This is a genomic window from Blastococcus sp. SYSU D00669 (assembly GCF_054050715.1).
In genome coordinates this window covers 12753-33658 of the sequence record NZ_JBJGZV010000022.1, presented here as the reverse complement: position 1 = coordinate 33658, position 20906 = coordinate 12753, and the positions used below count along the sequence as shown (strand labels likewise).

Here is a 20906-nt window from a genome sequence, read left to right as displayed (position 1 = left end):
GTACCCCCGTCTCAGGCCGCGGCGCGGCGGCGGCCGGCCCGGGGCAGGCCCTCGACGTCGGGCGCCTCGAACCCGGGCCGGTGGAACCCGCCGCGCACGCCGCGCGCCGACAGGTGCATGACGAAGGCGAGCACGCGGGCGACCGCGGTGAACAGCTGCGCCGGCACCTCCTGGCCGATCTCGCACGAGGCGTGCAGGGCCCGGGCCAGCGGGACGTCCTGCACCATCGGCACCCGCGCCTCGGCGGCGATCTCGCGCAGCTTGGCGGCGATCACGTCGGCGCCCTTGGCGACCACCCGGGGCGCGCCCTTGTCCGGCTCGTACTTGAGGGCGACCGCGACGTGGGTGGGGTTGACCAGCAGGACGTCGGCGTCGCGGACGTCGCTCATCATGCGGTTGCGCGACATCGACATCTGCACCGACCGCCGGTGCGCCTTGACGTGCGGGTCGCCCTCGGACTGCTTGTGCTCCTGCTCGATCTCGTACTTGCTCATCTTGAGCTGCTTCATCGTGCGCATGCGCGCGATCGTGTAGTCGGCGGCGGCGATGACCAGGCCGGTGACCGCGACGGACCGCATGAGCAGGACGGCGGCGTCGGCGAACGTGCTCACCACCGTCGACAGCGGCATCGCGCCCGACGCCGAGACCAGCCCGGTCACCCGGTCGCTGAGGGTATAGACGACGGCGCCGAGCACGGCGGTCTTGATCAGCGCCTTCGCGGCCTCCCACCAGCCGTGGACGCCGAAGATCCGCTTGATCCCCTTGAGCGGGTTCATCTTCTTCAAGCTCGGCTTGATCGACTTGGTGGCGAAGAAGATGCCGCCCTGGGCGGCCGACGAGGCCACGCCCACCAGCAGCAGGCTCAGCGCCAGCGGCAGGATCGTGGTGAGGAAGACCTCCAGCGACTCGCCCAGCAGCGCGCCGATCGCCTCGATCTCGGGGTCGTCGGCTACCGCGCCCACGTGCACGAAGAGGGCGCGGACCTCGGTGAACGTGTTCTCGACCAGCACGGGCAGCAGCACGCTCGCCGCCGCGACCCCGGCCCACGTCCCCAGTTCGGGGGTGCGGGCGACCTGCCCCTCCTTGCGCGCCTCCTTCAGGCGCTTGGGAGTCGGCTTCTCCGTCTTCTCACCACCCGGTCCGTCCTTGGCCACGGGTCACCCGCTCTTCAGCGAGACGATGGCGCGGGTGGCGTGCTCGAGGAGCGTGTCCACGGCAGCGGGCAGCAGCGGGAAGCTCAGCGCCAGCATCATCAGCGTGAGGAAGATCTTCAGCGGGAAGTTGAGCGCGAAGATGTTCAGCGACGGTGCGGCGCGGTTGAGCAGGGCCAGCGCCACGTCGGCGAGCAGCAGGACGGCGACCATCGGGCCGGCGATCTGGATGGCGGCCAGGAACATCATCGACAGCGCCGTCATCAGCACCTGCGCCAGCTGCTCGGTGGGCACCTCCCCGCCGACGGGCAGGCCCTCGTAGGAGGTGGCGAAGCCGCGGACCAGCAGCAGGTGCCCCCCGCTGGTGAACAGCAGCGCGGTGGCCAGCATGTAGTGCAGGCGCCCGATCGTGCTGTTCATCGACAGCGACAGGGGGTCGTAGGCCGGCTGGAGGGAGAAACCGCCGGTCAGGTCGATGATGTTGCCCGCCAGCTGCACCGCGGAGAACAGCAGTTGGACGACGAAGCCGAGGCCGGCGCCGATGGCCACCTCGGTGACCGCGGCGACGATCAGGAACCCGGGGGTGATCGTCGCGGGGAGGCCGGGCGTCACCAGGTGCAGCAGGGCGACCGACAGCGCGAGGGCGAGCGCGCCCTTGACCGCCGCCGGGACGCCGCTGGAGCTGAACGGCGGGGCGAGCAGCACGAAGCCAGCCGCGCGGGCGGTGGCCAGCAGCAGGCCGGCCAGGGTGACCGCGGGGACCGTCAGGTCCATGGCCGCCTCAGGTCTGCCCGAGCAGGCTCGGCAGCATGTCGAACAGGCCCTGGGTGAACGAGACCATCTCCGCGAGCACCCAGTTCCCGGTCACCAGCAGGGCGATGGAGACCGCGATGACCTTGGGCACGAAGGTGAGCGTCTGCTCCTGGATCTGCGTCGCGGCCTGGAACAGCGAGATGGCGAAGCCGACCAGCAGCGCGGTCAGCAGGACGGGTGCCGAGACCTTCGCCGCCATCGTCATCGTCGCGACGGCGATCTCGGTGACCTGGGCGTCACTCATGGCGCTACCCCGCTCCGTACGAGTGGACGAGCGCCGTGGTGACCAGGGCCCAGCCGTCGACGACGACGAACAGCAGGAGCTTGAAGGGCAGCGCCACGATCGAGGGCGGCACCATCATCATGCCCATCGACATGAGCGCGGCGCTGACCAGCATGTCGAGCACCAGGAACGGGATGAAGACGACCAGCCCGATGATGAACGCGCTCTTGAGCTCGGAGAGGACGAAGGCCGGGATGAGGGTGGTCATGCTGACCTCCTGCGGGGAGGCCGGGGCCTCCTCGCCGGAGAGCCCGATCATCAGCTGCAGCTCGTCCTCGCGGGTGTTGGCCAGCAGGAACTCCCGCAGCGGGACGCTGCCGGCGTCGTAGGCCTGGCTCACGCCGATCTGCCCGTCCAGGTATGGCTGGACGGCGACGTCGTTGATGTCGGAGAACACCGGCCCCATCACGAAGAGCGTGAGGAACAGGGCGATGCCGGTCATCACCTGGTTGGGCGGTGACTGGGCCAGGCCCAGCGCGTTGCGCACCAGCGACAGGACGACGACGATCTTGGTGAACGAGGTGCACAGCAGCAGCACCGACGGCGCCACCGAGAGCACCGTGATCGCGAGGATCAGGGTGATCGACGTGCTCGGGCTGCCGCCGCCGACGGAGATGTCGACGCCGCCGTCCACGGCCGGCGCCGCGGGGTCGACCGGGGCGGTGGGCTCGGTCGGCGCGGTCGGTGCGGCGTGCGCCGGCCCGGCCACCAGCAGCGCGACCACCACGGCGGCCAGCGTCAGCAGCAGGACCAGCGCCAGCCGGCGCCGCGTGACCAGCGGGCGCCGGGCAGCCAGCGTGCCCGGGGCGCTCACGAGCGCCGGACCGTCTTCTCGCGCAGCTCCTGGACGAAGCTGCCCCAGCCGTTGCGGTCGAACACGCTGCCGGCCATCGCACCGGACGACGACCGCGCCGCGACCACCGGCGCCGCCGGGGCGAGCTCCCGGCCGCCGTCCTCGGCCGGCACCGGCACAGGCACCGGGGCCGGCCGGGGCGACTGCGCCGCCCGCGCGGCCTCGACGGTCTCGGGGTCGACCTCGGCGAGCAGGGTGACCTGCTCCTCGGTCGCCCCGACGACGAGGCAGACGTCGCCGATCCGCACCACGTTGACCGTGCTCGACCGGCCCATGCGCTGGCGGGCGACGACCTCGATGATGCCGTTGCCCGAGCCCAGCCCGCGCTTGCGGGCCACCCGCGCGGCGAACCACAGGACGAGGCCGACGAACGCCAGCGACAGGACCAGCCTGATGACCATCCACGTCATGTCGGGCGCCCGCTCAGAAGGCTTCGGCCGCGTCGGTGACGATCTCGCTGATCCGCAGGCCGAAGTCCTCGTCGACGACGACGACCTCGCCACGGGCGATCAGGGTGCCGTTGACCAGCAGGTCGGCCGGCGCGCTCGCGGCGCGGTCGAGCTCGACCACCTCACCGGGGTGCAGCGAGAGCAGCTCCTGCACGGTCATGCGGGTGCGGCCGATCTCGACGGTGACCTCCATCGCCACGTGCCGCAGCAGGTCGAGGCTGCGCGAGCCGCCGGGCGCGGCCGCCGGCCGCGGGAGGTCGACCTGGAGCGCGAAGGTGGCCTGGTGCTCGCCGTCGGCCAGCAGGGGGACGGCGACGAACATGCCCTTGTCGCGCAGCCCGTCCAGGGCGGCGACCGGCTCCTCGACCCGCTCCGAGGCGACGCGGACGCGGCCGAGGGTGGCGGCGGCGGCCTCCAGCGCGGGGCGCAGGGCGGCGGCGACGTCCAGCTTGCCGACGGGGGAGTTGGACAGGGCCTCCACGACGTCGGCCGAGACGACCAGGACGACGTCCCCGCTGACCTCGCCGGAGAGCCCGGCGGCGATCGCCGACGCGGCGGCCGGCGGGAGCGGGACGGTGTCCGGGTCGCTGACCGGCAGGCCGGGGACCAGCTCGCTGGTCGCCGGCACCAGCGCGGCCGCGGCACGCGCGGCCGCCGAGACCACCGCGGTGACGGTCTCGGTGTCGGAGTGCTCGGCGGTGCGGGGCGCGCTCATGCGGAGTCCTTCACGGATGCAGCGGGGGTGGGGACGATCGCGGCCGACAGCCGGCGGCGGTGGTTGCTGGCGATCGCGTAGGCGAAGACGGCGTCGTTGGTGGTGACCTCGAGCGGGCTGTCGCGCGGGTGCCGCAGCAGCAGCACGTCACCGACCGCCAGCGAGAGCAGGTCCTCGGAGGAGACGGTCAGCGGCGCGAAGCGGACGCTCACGTCGACCGGGACGAGGTTCAGCCGCGCGGCGAGGGCCTCCGTGGCGCGCTTGCGCTTGCGCAGCGCCGACTCCGACAGCTGCGGCGAGGCGGCGTTGTTCAGCGCGTGCGCGAACGAGGAGAACGGCAGCACCAGGGTGGCCTTGCCCTCGCGCTGGCCGATGGCCATCGTGAAGGAGGCGACCATGACCGTGTCCGAGCCGGCCGCGGCCTGGGCCAGCTGCGGGTTGTACTCGATGCTGTCTACCTCGGGGTGCACGGTCGTGACCGGCGCGAACGAGGCGGCGAACTCGTGCAGCAGGCGGTCGAGCAGGTGCCCGTGGATCGCGCTCTCCATGCCGGTCATCGGCCGGTTGGGCTGCTCCGCCGTGCCGGACCCGCCGAGCATGTGGTCGACGGTGGCCATCGCCATGTCGAGGGGGTAGGCGAGCATCCCCTTGCCGGCCAGCGGCTCGATGGTGAAGGTCGCGATGAAGACGGGCTCGGGCAGCGTCGCGACGTAGTCGTCGTAGGAGAACTGCTCGATGCCGTCGAGCTCGAGCCGGGCGCCGGCGCGCAGCATCGAGGTCAGGTGCGTGGTCGCCTGGCGGGCGAACGCCTCCTGGGCGATCTGCAGGACGCGGACGTGCTCGCGGGAGAGCTTCGTCGGCCGGCGGAAGTCGTACGTGCGGGGGGCGTGCCGCCTGCCGCGTGAGCCGAAAACCTGGGACGAGGGGCCGTCGGGGGTCACAGCCCCGGGGGCGGCACCGGTCTCGGGTCGGGTCACGTCCCCCCTCATCGGCGGGAGGGGTGGTCACCCTGACGGGCTGTCGGGACTTGCCGTCGTCCCGCGGGAGAGCTGTGACTGCTGGGACCAGCACGTGCGCGAAGTGCCAGTCCCGGGGCCCGGAACTGGCACTTCGCGCACGTGGTGGAGCCGGCTCGTCGGCTACTGGGTGACGTACTCCGTGAAGTAGATGCCCATGACCATCGGGACGCCGTCCTCGGTGTAGGCCTCGACGATCTTCTGCTCGAGCGCCTCCTTGAGCGCGTCCCGGGCGCTGGTGACGTCCGCCGGGCTGGCCTGCGAGTACGTCGAGATGATCAGGTCGAGGGCCTTGGAGCCGTCGACGCCGCCGCTGCCGTGGCCGCCGCCCGCGGCGTCCGCGGTGTACTCGAGGGTGATGCCGATCTTGAGGTAGCCGCCCCCGGCCAGGTTGACCGCGATGGGCTCCAGCGCCGTGTACCCGCCGTGCACGGGCTCGGCGGCCTCGGCCTCGCCGCTGCCCGAGAACAGGAAGAAGTACGCCGCGGCGCCCGCGGCCACGAGGGCGACCACCGCGATGAGCAGCAGCTTCTTCTTGCCGCCGCCCTTCTCCTCGGTCTCCTCGCCGTCGGTCTTCGGCTTGTCTGCCATCTTTCGCTCCTAGTTGCCGTTCGCGGCGTCGAGGGAGGCCAGCTGCGCGTTGGCCTCGGCCGAGGCGGTGGACACGACGACGATGTCCACGCGGCGGTTGACGGTGACCGCTGCCGGGTCGGCGTCCGGCACCAGCGGCCGGGTGTCGGCGTACCCGGTGGCCGACACCTCGTTCGCGGGCAGCCCGCGGCTGATCAGGTGGCGCACCACGGCGGTGGCGCGGTCGGTCGAGAGCTCCCAGTTGGACGGGTAGGGCCCGCCGGGGGTGACCGGGACCGAGTTGGTGTGCCCCTCGACGCGGAGCTGGTTGGGCAGGCCGGCCAGCTCGGGCGCCACGGCGTTGAGCACCCGGATGCCGTCGGCCCGCAGCGCCGCGGACTCGGCGTCGTAGAGCACGCCGTCGGAGATGACGTGCACGACCAGGCCGCGCTCGTCGATCTCGTACTGCGCGGCCCCCTCGTAGCCGGCGGCGGTGAGCGCGGCGTCGATCCGGTCGCGCGCGGCGGCCAGCTCGGCGTAGGCGGCGGCCGCCTCGGCCCGCACCTGCTCCGCGCGCTCCAGCGCCGCCTGCGCGGCTGCGGCGTCCACCTCGGCGTCGGGGACCGTCGGGTCGGGCGGGATGTTGGACGCGATGTCGATCGCCCCGGGCAGCCCGTCGAGCACGGCGCCGTCGGGGGTGGGGGTGGTCATCACGGTCACCGGGGCGCCGAAGGCGTCGGAGAGGCCGGCTGCCAGCGCGGCGAACTTCTCCTTGTCCACCTGGCTCATCGCGAAGAGGACGACGAAGAGGACGAGGAGCAGCGTCATCATGTCCGCGTAGGACACGAGCCACCGCTCGTGGTTCTCGTGCTCCTCCTCCTCGTGCTTCTTGCCGCGGCGCCGGCCTCCGCCGGAACCGGAACTCATGCGGCCTCCCGTTGGACCGCGCTGGGCGGCACCAGGGAGTTGAGCTTCTGGCGGACCGCGCGCGGGCTGGTGCCGGCCTGGATCTCGCAGATGCCCTCGACGAGCAGCTCCATCTGGGCGGCCTGCAGCTCGCTGACCCGCAGCACCTTGGCGCCCATGGGCAGGAACCAGAAGTTCGCGGCCATGACGCCCCACAGCGTGGCGACGAACGCCGAGGCGATCATCGGACCCAGCGCCTCGGGGTTGCTGAGGTTCCCCATGACGTTCATCAGGCCGACGATGCAGCCGACGATGCCGATGGTCGGGGCGTAGCCGCCCATGGCGTTGAAGAACTTGGCGGCGACCTTGTCCTCGGCCTTCTTGGCCGCGATCTCGCCCTCGAGGACGGTGCGCAGCTCCTCGGGGTCGGTGCCGTCGATGCCCATCTGCAGACCGCGCTTGAGGAACGGGTCCTCGATCGCCTTGACCTGGGCCTCGAGCGCGAGCAGGCCCTCCTTGCGGGCCTTCTCGGCGAGGGTCACGAGGATCTGGATCTGCTCGGTCGGCGGCGGCACCTTGGCCGGGAGGGCGGCCATCTTGAACCAGGCGCCGATCTTCTTGATGTCGTCCATCGCGAACCCGGACATCGCCGCGCCGAACGTGGCCACGATGACGAGGACGATCGCGGGGAGGAACAGCAGCGACGTCGGGTCGGCGCCCTCCAGGACCATGAAGACCAGGAGGGCGACGAGCGAGACGACGAACCCGATCAGAGTGGCCGGATCCACGGGTCAGCGCTCCTCACGGGACGGGAAGGGCACGACCGAGCCGGTGTCCCCGTCGTCCTCGACGACGGAGCGGTAGGCGCCGCGGTCCATCTCGTAGGAGAGGGCGAGGATGCTCGCCCGGAACTCACGGATCTCCTGCAGCACTTCGTCCACGCTCTCCCGCACGACGTACTTGGTCCCGTCGACGAGGAACGCCACCGTGTCGGGGTGTGCCTCGACCCGCTCGATCAGGTCGGGGTTGAGCGCGAAACCCTCGCCGTTGAGGCGCGTCACACGGATCACGGTGGGTCCTCTGCTCTCCGGACAGCCCCCGGACGGGGCAAGAATGGCACTCTCCGTATCGGCTCGCGGACGCTCCGTCTTGAGCCGAACGGGCTGCTCACCCCCTGGGGGTGAGCGTTCGGGGCGGCGCCGCGCGGGCGCGCCGGGGACGCCGGACGGCCCGGTCGCCGGGGGGACGACCGGGCCGTCGGGTCGCGCGCGGCCGGGGGAGTACCGCGCCCGAGGCGGCGCCGAGGGGGAGCGGCGCCTGGTGACGTGCTGGAGCGGCCCCGCTGCAGGGACCTGCCGCGAGGTGCGAGCGGTGGGGGCAGCGGGGTCCTTCTGCTACTTCATGTTGACGAGGGTCTGCAGGATCTCGTCGGACGTGGTGATCACCTTGCTGTTCGCCTGGAAGCCGCGCTGGGCGACGATCAGGCCGGTGAACTCCTCGGAGAGGTCGACGTTCGACATCTCCAGCGCGCCGGCGGAGAGCGTGCCGCGCCCGCCCGTGCCGGCGGTGCCGACCAGCGCGTTGCCCGAGTTGTCGCCCACCCGGTAGGAGCTGTTGCCGGCCTTGGTCAGGCCGCTCGGGTTGGCGAAGGTGGCGAGGGACAGCTGGCCGATGGGCTTGCGCAGGCCGTTGGAGAAGATGCCGGTGATCGTGCCGTCGTTGCCGAGCGCGAAGGACTCGAGCGTGCCGAGCGCCGAGCCGCTGTTCACCGTGGTGGTCGCCGTGACCGTGGCCTTGCCGCCGAACTGGGTGACCTTCGACAGGTCGATCGACAGCGCGCCCCAGCCGGCGGTCGCGGCGAGCGTCTGGTCGGCGACCGGCGTGATGTAGCCGGTGGCGGCGTCGAAGTCGACCGTCGGCAGCGGCGAGGCGACCAGCGAGGTGGCGCCGTCGAGCACGTTCACGGTCCACTCGCCGGCCGTCGCGGTCTTGGTGAAGACGTAGCTGACCTCGTGGGCGTTGCCCAGGTCGTCGTACATGGTGATCTGCGTCTGGAACTGGTCGCCGGTCACGGCGTCGGCCGGCAGGTTGCCCGCGGCGGCGCCGCCGGTCGTCGCGACCGGGGCCACGACCTGGCCGTAGGGGATCGAGAGGTTGCCGATCGGGCCGTTGGTGTTGATCGTGCCGTCGGCCTCGGCCATCCAGCCCTGCAGGATGCCGCCGTCCGGGGTGACCAGGTTGCCGACGCCGTCGAAGTCGAACGAGCCCGCCCGGGTGTAGAGCGTCTCGTTGCCGACCCGGGTCATGAAGAAGCCGTCGCCGCTGATCATGAAGTCGGTCGAGCGGCCGGTGTTCTGGGTCGAGCCCTGGCCGAAGTTGGTCGTGATGCCGGCGACCTTGACGCCGAGGCCGACCTGGGCCGGGTTGGTGCCGGCGGTGTCCTGGGTCGGCGCCGACCCGTTGCGCAGGACCTGCGAGAGCGTGTCCTCGAAGACGGTCGAGCTGCTCTTGAAGCCGACGGTGTTGACGTTGGCGATGTTGTTGCCGACGACGTCCATCTTGGTCTGGTGGGCGCGCAGGCCGGAGATGGCCGAGAACATCGAACGGAGCATGGGGAGGAACTCCTCGTGGGGTGGCGGGTTCGCTGGGGAGAGGGCTGGGGGAGGGCCGGGGTCAGGAGACCTCGGTGATCCGGCCCATCGGGACCGGCTTGCCGCCGACGGTGGCGGTGGCCTCGGTGTCCTCGTCGCCGAGGACGACGGAGGTGACGACGCCGGTCTGCTTCACGCCGTTGTCGTCGGTGTAGGTGACCGTGTGCCCGACCATGGCGCCCGCGGAGAGCGACCGCTGCAGGGCCAGCAGCGACGCGTTCTGCGTGCTCAGCTCCTCGAGCTTCTCCACCTGGGTGAAGGCCGCCGTCTGGGACATGAACTGGGTCGGGTCCGTCGGGTTGCTGGGGTCCTGGTAGCGCATCTGCGCCACCAGCAGCTGGAGGAACGTGTCCTTGTCCATCTGGTCGTCGCGGCCGATCGACGGCGTGGCGCTGTAGGTGGCCTGCGTGCCGGTCGTGCCGCCCACGGGGCTGGTCATCGTCTCTCCGTCTCAGACGCGCACGTCCACGCCCTGCAGCGCGGACGACGTGGGGGAGGCCGGGCCGGGGCGGTCCGGGCCGTGGTCGGGGGAGCGCAGCCAGGAACCCGTCCGGGGCTCGCCGCGGTGCTGCGGCTGCTGCTGGCCGCCCGGCGAGCCCTGCTGCTGTGCCGTCCACGCGCCGCCGGTGTCGCGGGAGACGTCCAGGCGGGCGGTGTTGACGCCGGCGCTCTGCAGGTCGCGGCGCAGGTCGGGCAGCGCCTCGAGCAGGGCGGCGCGGCCGTGCTCGTGCGCACCGGCGAGGGTCAGGTCCACGCTGTCGCCGCGGACGGTCACCTGCACGTGCACCGGGCCGAGGTTCTCCGGCGTCAGGACGACGGTGATGGTGTGCACGCCGTCCGGACGGCTGGCCAGGACGGCGACCGGCTGGCTCAGCTGCGCGTTGACCGGGAGCTGGGCGGCCGGCGCCGCGGCCGCGGCCGACGACGTCGCCGGGGCGGTGGGTGCGGTCGGCTGCGCGGCGGCCGGGCCGGTGACGAACGCCGGCTGCGGCGGGGCGCCGCCGTCCCCCGCCGGCTGGTCGGACCCGCTGCCGGTGCCGGCGGGCAGGGAGCCGCCGTCGGCCCCCGCAACCAGGGCCTCGAGCGGCGCGGCGTCGGGTGCAACCGCCGTCGCGTCGGGGGTCGCGACCGCCGGGACGGCCGCGGCCGGGGCGGCGGCTCCCGCCGGAGCGGTCAGCACGGTCACCCCGTCGAGCACCGCGGCGGTGTCCGCCGGCAGCGCGGTCCCCGTTGCCGGCGTCGGCGCGGCAGCGGCCGCAGCCGGCTCGGGGGCTGGGCCGGCCGGGGCGGGGAGCGCCGTCGACGAGGGCAGGACGGCGGGGGTGGGCAGCGCCGCGGGGTCGGCCGGGACGGAGGCGGGGAGCGGGGCCCCGGCGGCGGGCGCGAGGGTCAGCGGGAGCGCGGGGCCGGCCGCGGCGGCGGTGCCGCCCACCACCGGCGCGGTCGCGGCACCGGCGACGCCGGGGACCGGAGCGGTCGGCGCGGCGTCCGCGGCCGGCGTCGCGGAGTGCAGCGCGCCCTGCATCAGCAGCGCCCAGGCGGCGGCCGTCGGCAGAGGGTCCGCCGCCGGCTCGGCCGCGGTGTCCTCGGCGTCGTCGGTGTCGTCAGGGGTCGCCGGCGCCTCCTCCGGGCGGCCGGTGTCCTCGCGCGGCCCGACCGCGCGGCCCTGGGGCTCGGGGGCGTCGCCGTCCTCCCGCTCGGCGGCCCGCCGCTCGTTGCGCGCGTGGGCCTCTTCGCGGCCCACCCCGCGCTCCGAGGCCGGCGCGCGGTCCGGCCGGCCGGCCGACAGCGCGCCGTCGAGCGCGGACGCGAAGGCGGCGCCGTCGCCGGAGCCGCGGTCGGCACCCGACGGGGAGGCCGGCCGGGGCGCCGGCGCCATCGGCATCAGAGGAGTCGTCACCGGTAGGCCTCCGCCTTGCTCATCACGGCGCGGACGTAGTTCTGGGTCTCGCTGAACGGCGGGACGCCGCCGTACCTGCGCACGTTGCCGGGCCCGGCGTTGTACGCGGCGAGCGCGAGCTCGGTGGAGCCGAACTGCCGCTGCAGGCTCGCCAGGTACCGGGCGGCGCCGTCGACGGCCGACGCCGGGTCGAAGGCGTCGACCCCCAGGCCCTTGGCGGTCGCCGGCATGAACTGCATGAGGCCCTGTGCCCCCGCCGGGGACACCGCGCGGGAGTCGAAGCCCGACTCCTGGGAGGCGACGGCGGCCAGCAGGGAGGCGTCGACCCCGTGCCGGGCGGCGGCGGAGGTGAACAGGTTCGCGTACGGCACGCCGGTCAGCGAGGCGGACGACGCCGCGGCCGCGGTGCCGGCGGCCTGCTCGGGCAGCACGCGGCGGATCACCGTGGGGTTGCCGACCGGCTGCACCTTGACCACCTCGCCCTCCTGCGGCGCGGCGATCATCTGGCCGTCGCCGATGTAGACGCCGACGTGGTCGATGCCGGGTCGCGCGGAGCTGTGGTCGAAGAAGACGAGGTCGCCGGGGCGGGCGTCGGCGAGCGAGGCGACCGCCCGGCCGGCGGTGGCCTGCTGCGACGAGGTCCGCGGCAGGTCGACGCCGAGGTTGCCGAACACGAGCTGGGTGAACCCCGAGCAGTCCAGGCCCTTCGACGGGTCGGTGCCACCCCACACGTAGGGCACGCCCAGGTACTTCATCGCCTCGCCGACCGCGCCCCGCTCCGAGGCCGTCCCGGCGGTGCCGGTCGCGTAGCCGGTGCCGGTGCCACCGAGGCCGGCCGCCGCGGCGGCCGACGCCCAGTTGCCGCTGGTGGTCGCCCGGGTGCCGAGCACGAACCGGGTCTGGATCTCGGCGATGCGGGTCTGCACCGCGCCTAGTCCCTCCACGGCACCTCCTCGGTGCGCGGGCGGCCGGCGCGGCCGGTGACGAGGTCGTCCACGGCTCTCTCCTCGGCAGCCTGGTCGGCCAACCGGATCGCCGCGGCGTGCCGATCCTTCAACCGCTCGAGCGCCTTGGTGCGCTGCGCGGCCGCCGTCCACTGCCGGCGGACGAGCTCGGCCTGCTCGGCGGTGGCGGTGGCCACGGCGCGCTGCGCCGCGGCGTCCTCGGCGGCGAGCCGCTGCAGGGCGACCGCGGCGAGGAACGCGCCGGCCGGCGCGGACGCCGGCAGCCGCGCGGCCGCCACGGCGTCCTCGCACTCGGTGGCCCGGCGGTCGGCGTCGTCGGCCGACTGCGCGGCCCGCGCGGCGGCGAGGGCCGCCGCCTGCTCCTGGCTGCGGCGCAGCTCCAGGACGGGCTGCAGCCGGAAGGCGGCGCGCTTGCCCATCGGCCGGTCAGCCGGCCGTGGCGATGCGGTGCAGCATCGACCAGGCGTCGTCGGCCGGCGTCAGGTCGCCGGTGGGCTGCTGGAGGAAGGCGTCGATCACGGGGGCCAGATGCCGCGCCCGGTCGACCAGCGGGTCGCTGCCGGGCTGGTAGGCGCCGATCTCGATGAGCTCCTTGGCGTCGCGCAGCGCGCCCATCAGCCGGCGCACCTCGCGGGCGTCGGCCATCCGGTCCGGGGCCACCACCGCACCGGCGACCCGGGAGATCGACTCCAGGACGTCGATGGCGGGGAAGTGGCCGACCGTTGCCAGCTTGCGGGTCAGCACGATGTGGCCGTCGAGGATCGACCGGGCCGTGTCGGCGATCGGCTCGTTGTGGTCGTCGCCCTCGACCAGCACGGTGTAGAGCCCGGTGATCGACCCGGTGGCGCCCGTGCCGGCCTTCTCGAGCAGCTTCGGCATCATCGCGAAGACGCTCGGCGGGTAGCCGCGGGTGGCCGGCGGCTCGCCGGCGGACAGGCCGACCTCGCGCTGGGCCATCGCGGTCCGGGTGATCGAGTCCATGAGCAGCAGCACGTCGCGGCCCTGGTCGCGGAACGCCTCGGCGATCCGGGTGGCGACGAACGCGGCCTTGAGCCGCACCAGCGGCGGCTCGTCGGACGTCGCGACGACGACGACGGTGCGGGCCATCCCCTCGGGGCCGAGGTTCTCCTCGAGGAACTCGCGCACCTCGCGGCCGCGCTCGCCGATCAGCCCGATGACGCGGACGTCGGCATCGGTGCCGCGGGTGATCTGGGAGAGCAGGGTGGACTTGCCGACGCCGGAGCCGGCGAAGATGCCCAGCCGCTGGCCCTTGCCGCAGGGCACCAGGGTGTCGAGGGCGCGGACGCCGAAGGTGAGCGGCTCGTCGACCCGCTTGCGCGACAGCGCGTGCGGGGTCTCGCTGGACAGGTCCACGTAGGAGACGCCGGGCCCCAGCGGGCGGCCACCGTCGACGGGCCGGCCGAGGCCGTCGAGCACACGGCCGAGCAGACCCGCCCCCACCGGCACCTGCAGCGGCATGCCGGTGGCCCGCACCGGGGCGCCGGCGTGCACGCCGGAGAGGTCGCCCAGCGGCATGCAGGTGAGCCGCTCGCGGCCGACGGCGACCACCTCGGCGAGCATCGCCCGGTCGCTGCCGGGGTTCACCTCGACCAGGTCGCCGACCGCGGCGGCGACGCCGTCCACCGACAGGGTCAGCCCCATGGCGCCGACCACCTGGCCGGTGACCTGCGGCCGGGCCGCGGAGCGCGCCCGGGGGAGCAGCGCGGCGAGACTCACAGCGCGAGCACCGCCTGCACCCGCTCGAGGGCGGCGGAGAGCTGGGCGTCGATCCGCTGCAGCCCGGTCTCGGCGACGGCGCCGGCCCGCTCGACCGCCGGGTCGCCGGCCACCGTGACGGTCGCCGGCAGCGCCTCGAGCGCCTCGGCCGGGATCTCGGCGAGATCGTCCGGGTGCACGCGGACGAGGACCGGCGCGTCCAGCGGGCTGAGGGTGAGGGCGCGGCGCACGGCGTCGAGCCCGGGCGACTCGGCCAGCGCCAGCTCCCGCCCGAGCAGGTCCTCCACGAGCGTGACGACGGCGCCGAGGATCGACTCGCGGACGTCCTCGGCGGTCGGCAGCGACGCCTGCTCCAGCGCGGTCACCGCGGCACCGAGCGCGGCGGTCGCCGACACCAGCCGGCGCTCCCACCGGGCCTGCACCTCGGCCAGCCGCTCGGCGGCGGCCCGCTCGGTCTGCGCCACGACCTCCCCGGCGGCGGTCAGCCCCTCGGCGTGGCCGGCGGCGAAGCCCTCGGCGTGCGCCTGCCGGCGCAGCCGGTCGAGCTCCTCGGCGTAGACGTCGCCGAGCCGGAACGTGGGCCGCGCCTCGCCCGTGGCATCCGCCGGCACCGGCTGGTCGGCGGCCCGGCGGATCGTCGTCCGCCGGTCGGTCGGCGACGGCCCCACCTCGGCGTAGGTGAGCGGCCCGTCGACAGGGGCCTCCGGGGCGCTGCGCGGGGCCGGGACGGCGTCCCGGTAGGACACCGCCCGGGCCGCCGACGCGCCGCGCAGCAGCGCCCCCGCGCGCGGGGCGCGGGCCGGCTCAGGAGACGAAGTCATCCTCGCCCCCTCGGCTGATGGTCAGCACGCCCTGCTCCTCGAGGGTGCGGATGGCTGCGACGACCTTGCCCTGGGCCTCCTCGACGGTGCGCGTGCGCACCGGGCCGAGCAGCTCGATCTCCTCCAGCAGGTTCTCGGCGGCGCGCTCGGAGAGGTTGCGCACGACCTTGTCCCGGACGTCGGGGCGCACGCCCTTGAGCGCGGTCGCCAGGTCGTTGGCCTCCACCTCGCGCAGCACCAGCTGCAGCGAGCGGTCGTCGATGGTGACGATGTCCTCGAAGACGAACATCTGCGCCCGGACCTGCTCGGCCAGCTCGGGGTCGGTGTTGTCCAGCCACTCGAGGATCGAGCGCTCGGTGGGCCGCGGCGACCGGTTGATGATCTCGACCAGGGTCTCCACGCCGCCGACCGTCGTCATGTCCTGGTGCGCCAGCAGCGAGCCCATCCGGCGGCCGAGCTCCTCCTCGACCAGGCGGACCATCTCGGGGCTGGTGCGGTCCATGGTGGCGATGCGGTGCGCCACCTCGGCCTGCTGCTCCGGGGCGAACCCGGAGAGCACCTCGGCCGACTGGGCGGCGGTCAGGTGGGCGAGCACCAGCGCGATGACCTGCGGGTGCTCGTCCTTGAGGAAGGTGACCAGCTGCCGGACGTCGGCGTTGCGCAGCGAGGCGAACGGCACCTCGGTGTAGACGACGTTGAGCCGCTGCAGGATGCCGTCGGCCTTGTCCTCGCCCAGGCCCGCGGCCAGGATCTCGCGCGCGAAGTCGACGCCGCCGCGGCCGATGAAGCGCTGCGCGGTCATCATCTGGTGGAACTCGGACAGGACGCCGTCGACGTCCTCGGGCTCCACCGTGTTGAGCCGCATGAGCTCGCGGGTGATCGACTCGACCTCCCGCGGGCGCAGCTTGGCCAGCAGGATGCCGGCCTCCTCCTTGGTCATCTGGGCGATGAAGACCGCGGCCTTGCGCAGCCCCGGCAGCTCCGGCCGCGCCGGCACCGCCGACGCGGTGGGGGCGGGGAGGTTCTGGGTCGAGCCGATCCCGACGAGCTGCTCCACCGACGCGATGCTCACTTCTTCGCTCCGCTCGTCTCGCTGAGCCAGCCGCGCAGCATCGCCGCGACCTCGTCGGGCTTCTCGGCCACCATCGAGGAGATCTCCGAGCGCACGCGCTGGCGCTCGGCGGCCTCGAGCTCGAGCGCCGCGTTGTCCAGGATCGGCTCGTCGCGGATGCTGGCCACCCGCAGCCGCTCGAGCTCGGCGAGCATGTCGTCGTCGAGCTCGAGGGCCTCGTAGTCCTCCTCGACGTCGCCGCGGCGGCGCGAGCGCAGCCACACCAGGACGATCACCAGCAGGATGCCCAGGCCGATGCCGCCGGTCTTGATCAGCGACCACATCTGCTCCTGCCGCTCGGCCTCCTCGGCGGCCTCGAGCTCCGCGGCGGCCTGGTCGGCGGCGGTGGTGTCGAAGGGCATGGCCGCGACGGTGATCGCGTCGCCGCGGGCGGTGTCCAGGCCGACGGCGTTGCCGATCAGCGCCTGCACCTGCTGCTGGTTGAGGTTGCCGGCGACGGTGCCGTCCATGACCACCGAGACGGTGAGCCGGTTGATCGAGCCGGGGGCCTCGATGACGGTCTCGGTGGTGGTGTCGACCGAGTTGTTGACCGTCGACTGCTCCGACTCGTAGGTGGAGTTGCCGCCGCCGGCGGTGGCGTCGGCGGTGTTCTCGGGGCCGAGCACGCCGCCGACGCCGGTGCCGTCGCCGGTGTAGGTCTCGGTCGACGTGCTCTCCGAGGTCGGTGGGGTCCCCTCGTTGTACGCGTGCGTCTCCGACACCGACTGCCGCTGCGACAGGTCCAGGTCGGCGCGCACCGAGACCACGGCGCGGTTGGGGCCGACCACCCGGTCGAGGATCTGCTGGGCGTTGGCGGCCAGCCGGTTCTCGTACTCCTGCTCCATCTGCGAGCGCTGGTCGCCGGCGGCGGCGGTCAGCCCGGTCCCGGCGGCCGAGAGCACCCGGCCGCTGGAGTCGGCGACCGTCACGTCGTTGGGGTCCATGCCCTCGATGCTCGAGCTGACCAGGTTGGTCACCGCGTTGATCTGCTCGCCGGACAGGGTGGTGCCCGGGGAGAGCTTGAGCAGCACCGAGGCGGTCGGCTTGCCCTGGTCGGTCACGAAGACCTCGTCCTTGGGCAGCGCGATGTGGACGACGGCGGTGTTGACGCCCTCGATCGCCTCCAGCGTGCTGGCCAGCTCGCCCTCGATGGCGCGCTGGTAGGTCACCTGCTGCTGGAACTCGCTGGTGGTGATGCCCTGCTCGTCGAGCAGCGCGTACCCCGTGTCCTGGCCGGCCGGCAGCCCCAGGCCGCTCATGGTCAGGCGCAGGTCGTAGACCTTGTCGTTGGCGACCATGATCGTCGAACCGCCGTCGGCGAGCTCGTAGGCGACGCCCTGGGCGTTGAGCTCGTCGACGATGGCCGAGGCGTCGGTCGACGACAGGTTGGAGAACAGCGGGGACAGCGTCGGTGCGGTCACCCAGCTGTAGAAGAAGAACCCGCCGAGGACCAGCCCCAGGGTCAGCAGGCCGATGACGACCTTCTGCCCGAGGCTGATCGTCGAGAGCACGGACCGGATCCGCGCCAACGGCCCGGCGAGCGCAGCAGGCATCAGACAGGCATCCTCATGATCTCGTTGAAGGCGTGGACCGCCTGGTTCTTGATCGTCACGACCATCTGGGTGGCGAGCGCCGCCTGGTTGCTCGCGATCATGTAGTCGTGGACGTCCTTCAGGTCACCGGTGGCGGCCTGGGTGGCGAGCTCGTCGGCCGTCGCCTGGGAGCTCTGCAGCTGCTCCAGCGAGTCGGCCAGCACCGAGGCGAAGTCCGGGCCGTCGGTCGCCGGCGCGCTCGTGGTGCGCTCGACGCCGGGGGTGCCGACGATCCCGGTGATCCCGGGCAGGCCGATGGCGGAGATGGGCGAGCTCACGGTCAGCCCTTGCCGAGCTGCAGGGCAGCCTGGTAGGCGGCGGTCGCCCGCTCGATGACCGTGGCGTTGGCCTGGTAGCCGCGCTGGGCGATCATCAGCTCGGTCATCTGGTCGCCGAGGTCGATGTCGGGGTACCGGACGTACCCGTTCGCGTCGGCCAGCGGGTTGTCCGGCTCGTGCACCAGCCGGCCCTCGCCGCTGCCGAACTCCACCCCGGCCACCCGCACGCCGCCCTCGCCCGAGCCGTACTCCACGGCCTGGACGTTGACGAAGCGCTGCTTGAAGGCCTCCTCGTTGGTGGCCGACACCGTGTTGATGTTGGAGATGTTGTCGGAGACGGCGTCGAGCCACTTGCGGTGCGCGAGCATGCCGGAGCCGGCGATGCTCATCGCGTCGAACAGCGCCATGTCAGCCCGTCGCCAGCGCGCTGCGCAGCAGCGAGTACTTGCCACCGAGGGCGTTCAGGGCCAGCTGGTAGCGCAGCCCCGTCTCGGTCGCGATGACCGTCTCGCTGTCGAGGTTGACGTTGTTGCCGTTGGTGTTGGTCGGCTCCAGCGACCGCCGGACGGTGCCCCCGGAGATGGTCGGCGTCCCACCGTCGGAGACGGCGCTCTTGAGCGCCGACTCGAAGTCGGTGCGGCCGGCGAGGAAGCCCGGGGTGTTGACGTTGGCGATGTTGTCGGCGGTGACCCGCTGACGCTGGGCCAGGCCAGAGAGGGCGCTGTGCAGCGTCGTCATGGTGCGGTCCTCGATCAGCATGGACCGGACCGCCGGCAGGGGGCGCAGGACACGAGGGACCTCCGGATGTGCGGCAGGAGCGCTCGCGCGCAGGCGCGAGCGCAGGGTCCGCCGATCCGTGGCGTGACATGTGCTTTCCGTGCTCCTGCTTCATCGGCACCGGCGGGTCCGGAGCTGACCGGCGCGGGGTCACACGACGGGTGGAAGTGCCGCTCGGTGCGCGCGGTGCGGCTGTGACCGCGGGGTCACCCGCGAGCCCCGGAACGCGCGACGCCCGCCGGCCTCGGGGGCCGGCGGGGCGTCGGGGGAGCGGGAGCGCGGAGGTCAGGCGAGCTTGCGCTGGTCGCGGGTGCGGAAGTCCCGGGCCTTGCGCCAGGCGGTCGCCCACAGCTCGGCCGTGTGCTCGGTCAGGTGACCGGCGAGGACCTTCTGGTGCGCGGCGGCGGCCTGCTCGCGCCGGCGGTCGGCGTCACCGGCGAGGGTGGCGATGCCCTTGGCCCAGTCCTTGGGCGCGCGGGCCGCCCAGCCGAGGCCGAGCCGCTGGTACTCGTCGGTGGTGGCCCGGACGCAGGCGACCCCGCGGGCGGAGTACTCCAGCGGCTTGAGCCAGCTCTTGGCGGTGTTGAAGGCGTCGATCCGCAGCGGCGCGACGCCGACGTCGAAGACCTCGCCGATGGTCCTGACGTACTGGTCGACGCCGGTGATCCAGCCCATCTCGTCCGGCTCCTCGGGCAGGCGGAGCCGGTCGCGGGCGTCGAACTTCTGGCCCAGGACGACGAACCGGCTGCGGCCGCGGGTCCGGTCCAGCGCCTGCTGCATCCCCGACCCCATCTCCTGCAGGTCGTAGGGGTGCACGAGGACGTTGCCGGTCCAGCCGATCGTCACGACCTCGGGCTCGCGCTCGTAGGCCGGCGGCAGCTCGGCGTTGCGACGGGGGATGGCGTTGGGCACCACCATGCCGCGGCCGTGCGGGGCGTACTCCTCCAGCAGGTACGGCGTCGACACCGTGACGAAGTCGGCCTCGAGGGCGCACTGCCGGGGGATCTTGCCGATGCCCCGGCGGACCAGGACGTCGTGGCCCTGGTGGCCGTAGGGCACTGCGGTGGCGAGGTCGTCCATCTCCACGACCACGGCGATGCCGCGCCCCTTGAGGATCCGCATCATGTGCAGGCTCTCGACGGTCTTCGGCAGCTGGAAGACCACGACGTCGGCGTCCCGCGCGTCGACCTCGCCGATCACGCGACCCTCGCCGTCGGGGTTCGGGTACATCGTGGTGGCGAGCCCGAGGCGGGACTCGACCGTGATGCCGAGGTCCGCCTCGTTCACCGCCCGCGCGGGTTCGTCGGCCCGGTAGTACTCGGAGCCGTCGTAGCGGGTCTTGGAGATGAGCACCTTCATGAGGCGGGTCCTTCCGGGGGTGGCCCTTCCAGGGCGCTCCCGGCAGCGGTGGCCGGGGGCAGGTCGAGAGACGGCCCGCACCAGGGGGCCATGTCCTGTTCTCGGCAGTCCGGCGCCGATCCGGCACCGATCCGGCACCGCGCGGCCCGGGCGGGACGCCGCGGGCCGGGGGAGAGGGGGCGCGACGGGCGCCCCGGGCTCAGAGGGCCCGGTCGATGTAGGCCGGCACCGGCCGGCTGGGACCGTACGACATCCGCGCGGCGACCTCCCGCTGCCGCTGGCTCTGGGTGATGCGCTCGACCAGTCGCTCGGCGACGGCGAGCTGGTGCTGGAGCAGCCGGGCGGCCCGCTCGCGCAGCTCCTCGGGGAGCGGCCCCAGGGAGGAGGGGTGCACCCAGTCCTCGGAGCGCCGTCCCCAGGCCGCGATCTCGTCGGCGCGGTCGCGCGCCAGGGTCGCCTCGGCCTCGAGCACCTGCCCCTCGAGGTCGTCGAGGACGGTGTTCCAGGTGACCGGCCGGGCCGTCCCGCCGTCGTTCATGCCGGGTACGACGCGAGGGAGGCAGCCGCCTCCCTCCAGGCGTCGCGGAGCGGCTCGACGACCTTGCGGCAGTCGGCGACCCGGCGGACGTCGCCCTTCACGTTGGCCTTGATCAGCTCGGTGATCAGCCAGCTGTAGAGCGCCGACAGGCGGGGACCGCCCTCCCAGGCGTCGACGTCGAGGCTCGACTGGAGCTCGATCAGGATGTCCTGCGCGTGCTGCAGCTGGGTGTTGGCCTCCGCCCGGTTGCCCTCGGTGAGGGCGACGTGGCCCCGCTCGAGGTCGAGCGCCAGCCGGTCGTACAGCATCACCAGCAGCTGCTGCGGGGAGGCGGTGGTGATGGAGTCACCGAGGTAGCGGGCACGCAGGGCGGCCGTGCTCATGGGAATTCCTCCGTGCTGTGGGGCGGGTGCGGTGGATC

At 73.4% G+C, this 20906-nt stretch carries 26 protein-coding genes; all 26 read right to left on the bottom strand.

Annotation, left to right across the window (positions count from 1 at the left end; translation table 11 throughout):
- Positions 1-11: 11 nt before the first annotated feature.
- Positions 12-1154, bottom strand: coding sequence for an EscU/YscU/HrcU family type III secretion system export apparatus switch protein (locus ACI8AF_RS16330; RefSeq protein ID WP_456540785.1), 1143 nt, complete (start codon positions 1152-1154; stop codon positions 12-14).
- Between the two features lie 3 nt (positions 1155-1157).
- The gene (gene fliR / locus ACI8AF_RS16325; RefSeq protein ID WP_456540784.1) at positions 1158-1925 is read right to left on the bottom strand and encodes a flagellar biosynthetic protein FliR; all 768 of its coding nucleotides are present in this window, start codon (positions 1923-1925) and stop codon (positions 1158-1160) included.
- A 7-nt stretch (positions 1926-1932) separates the two neighbouring features.
- Positions 1933-2208: a flagellar biosynthesis protein FliQ gene (fliQ, locus tag ACI8AF_RS16320; RefSeq protein WP_456540783.1), complete on the bottom strand. Its 276-nt coding sequence runs from the start codon at positions 2206-2208 to the stop codon at positions 1933-1935.
- A 4-nt stretch (positions 2209-2212) separates the two neighbouring features.
- Complete coding sequence (fliP, locus tag ACI8AF_RS16315; protein WP_456540782.1) at positions 2213-3061, bottom strand: flagellar type III secretion system pore protein FliP; 849 nt, start codon at positions 3059-3061, stop codon at positions 2213-2215.
- Positions 3058-3510: a FliO/MopB family protein gene (locus ACI8AF_RS16310; RefSeq protein ID WP_456540781.1), complete on the bottom strand. Its 453-nt coding sequence runs from the start codon at positions 3508-3510 to the stop codon at positions 3058-3060. Before ACI8AF_RS16310 ends, fliP begins: the two co-directional genes overlap by 4 nt.
- Before the next feature lie 13 nt (positions 3511-3523).
- A complete protein-coding gene (gene fliN / locus ACI8AF_RS16305; RefSeq protein WP_456540780.1) occupies positions 3524-4264 on the bottom strand; it encodes a flagellar motor switch protein FliN in 741 nt (246 codons plus the stop codon).
- Positions 4261-5241, bottom strand: a complete 981-nt coding sequence (locus ACI8AF_RS16300) for a flagellar motor switch protein FliM (RefSeq protein WP_456540779.1) — start codon at positions 5239-5241, stop codon at positions 4261-4263. Before ACI8AF_RS16300 ends, fliN begins: the two co-directional genes overlap by 4 nt.
- 162 nt (positions 5242-5403) lie before the next feature.
- A complete protein-coding gene (locus ACI8AF_RS16295; protein WP_456540778.1) occupies positions 5404-5871 on the bottom strand; it encodes a flagellar basal body-associated FliL family protein in 468 nt (155 codons plus the stop codon).
- A gap of 9 nt (positions 5872-5880) precedes the next feature.
- Positions 5881-6777, bottom strand: coding sequence for a flagellar motor protein MotB (locus ACI8AF_RS16290; protein ID WP_456540777.1), 897 nt, complete (start codon positions 6775-6777; stop codon positions 5881-5883).
- Positions 6774-7544: a motility protein A gene (locus ACI8AF_RS16285; RefSeq protein WP_456540776.1), complete on the bottom strand. Its 771-nt coding sequence runs from the start codon at positions 7542-7544 to the stop codon at positions 6774-6776. The genes ACI8AF_RS16290 and ACI8AF_RS16285 overlap by 4 nt, the downstream gene beginning before the upstream one ends.
- Before the next feature lie 3 nt (positions 7545-7547).
- On the bottom strand, positions 7548-7826 hold the full coding sequence (locus ACI8AF_RS16280; protein ID WP_456540775.1) for a flagellar FlbD family protein: 279 nt from the start codon (positions 7824-7826) through the stop codon (positions 7548-7550).
- 324 nt (positions 7827-8150) lie between these two features.
- The gene (locus ACI8AF_RS16275; protein ID WP_456540774.1) at positions 8151-9368 is read right to left on the bottom strand and encodes a flagellar hook protein FlgE; all 1218 of its coding nucleotides are present in this window, start codon (positions 9366-9368) and stop codon (positions 8151-8153) included.
- Between the two features lie 61 nt (positions 9369-9429).
- Positions 9430-9846 carry a flagellar hook assembly protein FlgD gene (locus tag ACI8AF_RS16270; RefSeq protein WP_456540773.1) on the bottom strand — a complete coding sequence of 139 codons (417 nt, stop codon included), beginning with the start codon at positions 9844-9846 and terminating at the stop codon, positions 9430-9432.
- A 12-nt stretch (positions 9847-9858) separates the two neighbouring features.
- Entirely contained in the window at positions 9859-11307 is a 1449-nt protein-coding gene (locus ACI8AF_RS16265) for a flagellar hook-length control protein FliK (protein WP_456540772.1), read from the bottom strand.
- A complete protein-coding gene (locus ACI8AF_RS16260; RefSeq protein WP_456540771.1) occupies positions 11304-12251 on the bottom strand; it encodes a lytic transglycosylase domain-containing protein in 948 nt (315 codons plus the stop codon). Before ACI8AF_RS16260 ends, ACI8AF_RS16265 begins: the two co-directional genes overlap by 4 nt.
- The gene (locus tag ACI8AF_RS16255; protein WP_456540770.1) at positions 12239-12691 is read right to left on the bottom strand and encodes a flagellar export protein FliJ; all 453 of its coding nucleotides are present in this window, start codon (positions 12689-12691) and stop codon (positions 12239-12241) included. Before ACI8AF_RS16255 ends, ACI8AF_RS16260 begins: the two co-directional genes overlap by 13 nt.
- A 7-nt stretch (positions 12692-12698) precedes the next feature.
- Entirely contained in the window at positions 12699-14009 is a 1311-nt protein-coding gene (locus ACI8AF_RS16250) for a FliI/YscN family ATPase (RefSeq protein WP_456540769.1), read from the bottom strand.
- Complete coding sequence (locus ACI8AF_RS16245; protein WP_456540768.1) at positions 14006-14830, bottom strand: FliH/SctL family protein; 825 nt, start codon at positions 14828-14830, stop codon at positions 14006-14008. Before ACI8AF_RS16245 ends, ACI8AF_RS16250 begins: the two co-directional genes overlap by 4 nt.
- The gene (fliG, locus tag ACI8AF_RS16240; protein ID WP_456540767.1) at positions 14814-15902 is read right to left on the bottom strand and encodes a flagellar motor switch protein FliG; all 1089 of its coding nucleotides are present in this window, start codon (positions 15900-15902) and stop codon (positions 14814-14816) included. Before fliG ends, ACI8AF_RS16245 begins: the two co-directional genes overlap by 17 nt.
- Complete coding sequence (fliF, locus tag ACI8AF_RS16235) at positions 15899-17494, bottom strand: flagellar basal-body MS-ring/collar protein FliF (protein WP_456540766.1); 1596 nt, start codon at positions 17492-17494, stop codon at positions 15899-15901. The genes fliG and fliF overlap by 4 nt, the downstream gene beginning before the upstream one ends.
- A complete protein-coding gene (gene fliE, locus ACI8AF_RS16230) occupies positions 17494-17811 on the bottom strand; it encodes a flagellar hook-basal body complex protein FliE (RefSeq protein ID WP_456540765.1) in 318 nt (105 codons plus the stop codon). The genes fliF and fliE overlap by 1 nt, the downstream gene beginning before the upstream one ends.
- 2 nt (positions 17812-17813) lie before the next feature.
- Positions 17814-18218 (bottom strand): flagellar basal body rod protein FlgC, encoded by a 405-nt coding sequence (locus ACI8AF_RS16225; protein ID WP_456540764.1) that lies wholly within the window; start codon positions 18216-18218, stop codon positions 17814-17816.
- A 1-nt stretch (position 18219) separates the two neighbouring features.
- Positions 18220-18549: a flagellar basal body rod protein FlgB gene (locus tag ACI8AF_RS16220; protein ID WP_456540763.1), complete on the bottom strand. Its 330-nt coding sequence runs from the start codon at positions 18547-18549 to the stop codon at positions 18220-18222.
- A gap of 324 nt (positions 18550-18873) precedes the next feature.
- Entirely contained in the window at positions 18874-19947 is a 1074-nt protein-coding gene (locus tag ACI8AF_RS16215; RefSeq protein ID WP_456540762.1) for a hypothetical protein, read from the bottom strand.
- Positions 19948-20146: 199 nt separating this feature from the next.
- Positions 20147-20485, bottom strand: a complete 339-nt coding sequence (locus tag ACI8AF_RS16210; RefSeq protein ID WP_456540761.1) for a hypothetical protein — start codon at positions 20483-20485, stop codon at positions 20147-20149.
- On the bottom strand, positions 20482-20868 hold the full coding sequence (fliS, locus tag ACI8AF_RS16205; RefSeq protein ID WP_456540760.1) for a flagellar export chaperone FliS: 387 nt from the start codon (positions 20866-20868) through the stop codon (positions 20482-20484). Before fliS ends, ACI8AF_RS16210 begins: the two co-directional genes overlap by 4 nt.
- Positions 20869-20906: the final 38 nt, after the last annotated feature.

What these genes read in the sequence shown, in the direction of transcription:
- ACI8AF_RS16275 (WP_456540774.1), bottom strand. Translation starts at nt 9,368, where the DNA reads ATGCTCCGTTCGATGTTCTCGGCCATCTCCGGCCTGCGCGCCCACCAG.
- fliF (WP_456540766.1), bottom strand. Translation starts at nt 17,494, where the DNA reads ATGCCTGCTGCGCTCGCCGGGCCGTTGGCGCGGATCCGGTCCGTGCTC.
- ACI8AF_RS16255 (WP_456540770.1), bottom strand. Translation starts at nt 12,691, where the DNA reads ATGGGCAAGCGCGCCGCCTTCCGGCTGCAGCCCGTCCTGGAGCTGCGC.
- ACI8AF_RS16270 (WP_456540773.1), bottom strand. Translation starts at nt 9,846, where the DNA reads ATGACCAGCCCCGTGGGCGGCACGACCGGCACGCAGGCCACCTACAGC.
- fliR (WP_456540784.1), bottom strand. Translation starts at nt 1,925, where the DNA reads ATGGACCTGACGGTCCCCGCGGTCACCCTGGCCGGCCTGCTGCTGGCC.
- ACI8AF_RS16295 (WP_456540778.1), bottom strand. Translation starts at nt 5,871, where the DNA reads ATGGCAGACAAGCCGAAGACCGACGGCGAGGAGACCGAGGAGAAGGGC.
- fliQ (WP_456540783.1), bottom strand. Translation starts at nt 2,208, where the DNA reads ATGAGTGACGCCCAGGTCACCGAGATCGCCGTCGCGACGATGACGATG.
- fliS (WP_456540760.1), bottom strand. Translation starts at nt 20,868, where the DNA reads ATGAGCACGGCCGCCCTGCGTGCCCGCTACCTCGGTGACTCCATCACC.
- ACI8AF_RS16290 (WP_456540777.1), bottom strand. Translation starts at nt 6,777, where the DNA reads ATGAGTTCCGGTTCCGGCGGAGGCCGGCGCCGCGGCAAGAAGCACGAG.
- fliN (WP_456540780.1), bottom strand. Translation starts at nt 4,264, where the DNA reads ATGAGCGCGCCCCGCACCGCCGAGCACTCCGACACCGAGACCGTCACC.
- ACI8AF_RS16225 (WP_456540764.1), bottom strand. Translation starts at nt 18,218, where the DNA reads ATGGCGCTGTTCGACGCGATGAGCATCGCCGGCTCCGGCATGCTCGCG.
- ACI8AF_RS16210 (WP_456540761.1), bottom strand. Translation starts at nt 20,485, where the DNA reads ATGAACGACGGCGGGACGGCCCGGCCGGTCACCTGGAACACCGTCCTC.
- ACI8AF_RS16215 (WP_456540762.1), bottom strand. Translation starts at nt 19,947, where the DNA reads ATGAAGGTGCTCATCTCCAAGACCCGCTACGACGGCTCCGAGTACTAC.
- ACI8AF_RS16245 (WP_456540768.1), bottom strand. Translation starts at nt 14,830, where the DNA reads ATGACTTCGTCTCCTGAGCCGGCCCGCGCCCCGCGCGCGGGGGCGCTG.
- ACI8AF_RS16310 (WP_456540781.1), bottom strand. Translation starts at nt 3,510, where the DNA reads ATGACGTGGATGGTCATCAGGCTGGTCCTGTCGCTGGCGTTCGTCGGC.
- ACI8AF_RS16220 (WP_456540763.1), bottom strand. Translation starts at nt 18,549, where the DNA reads ATGACGACGCTGCACAGCGCCCTCTCTGGCCTGGCCCAGCGTCAGCGG.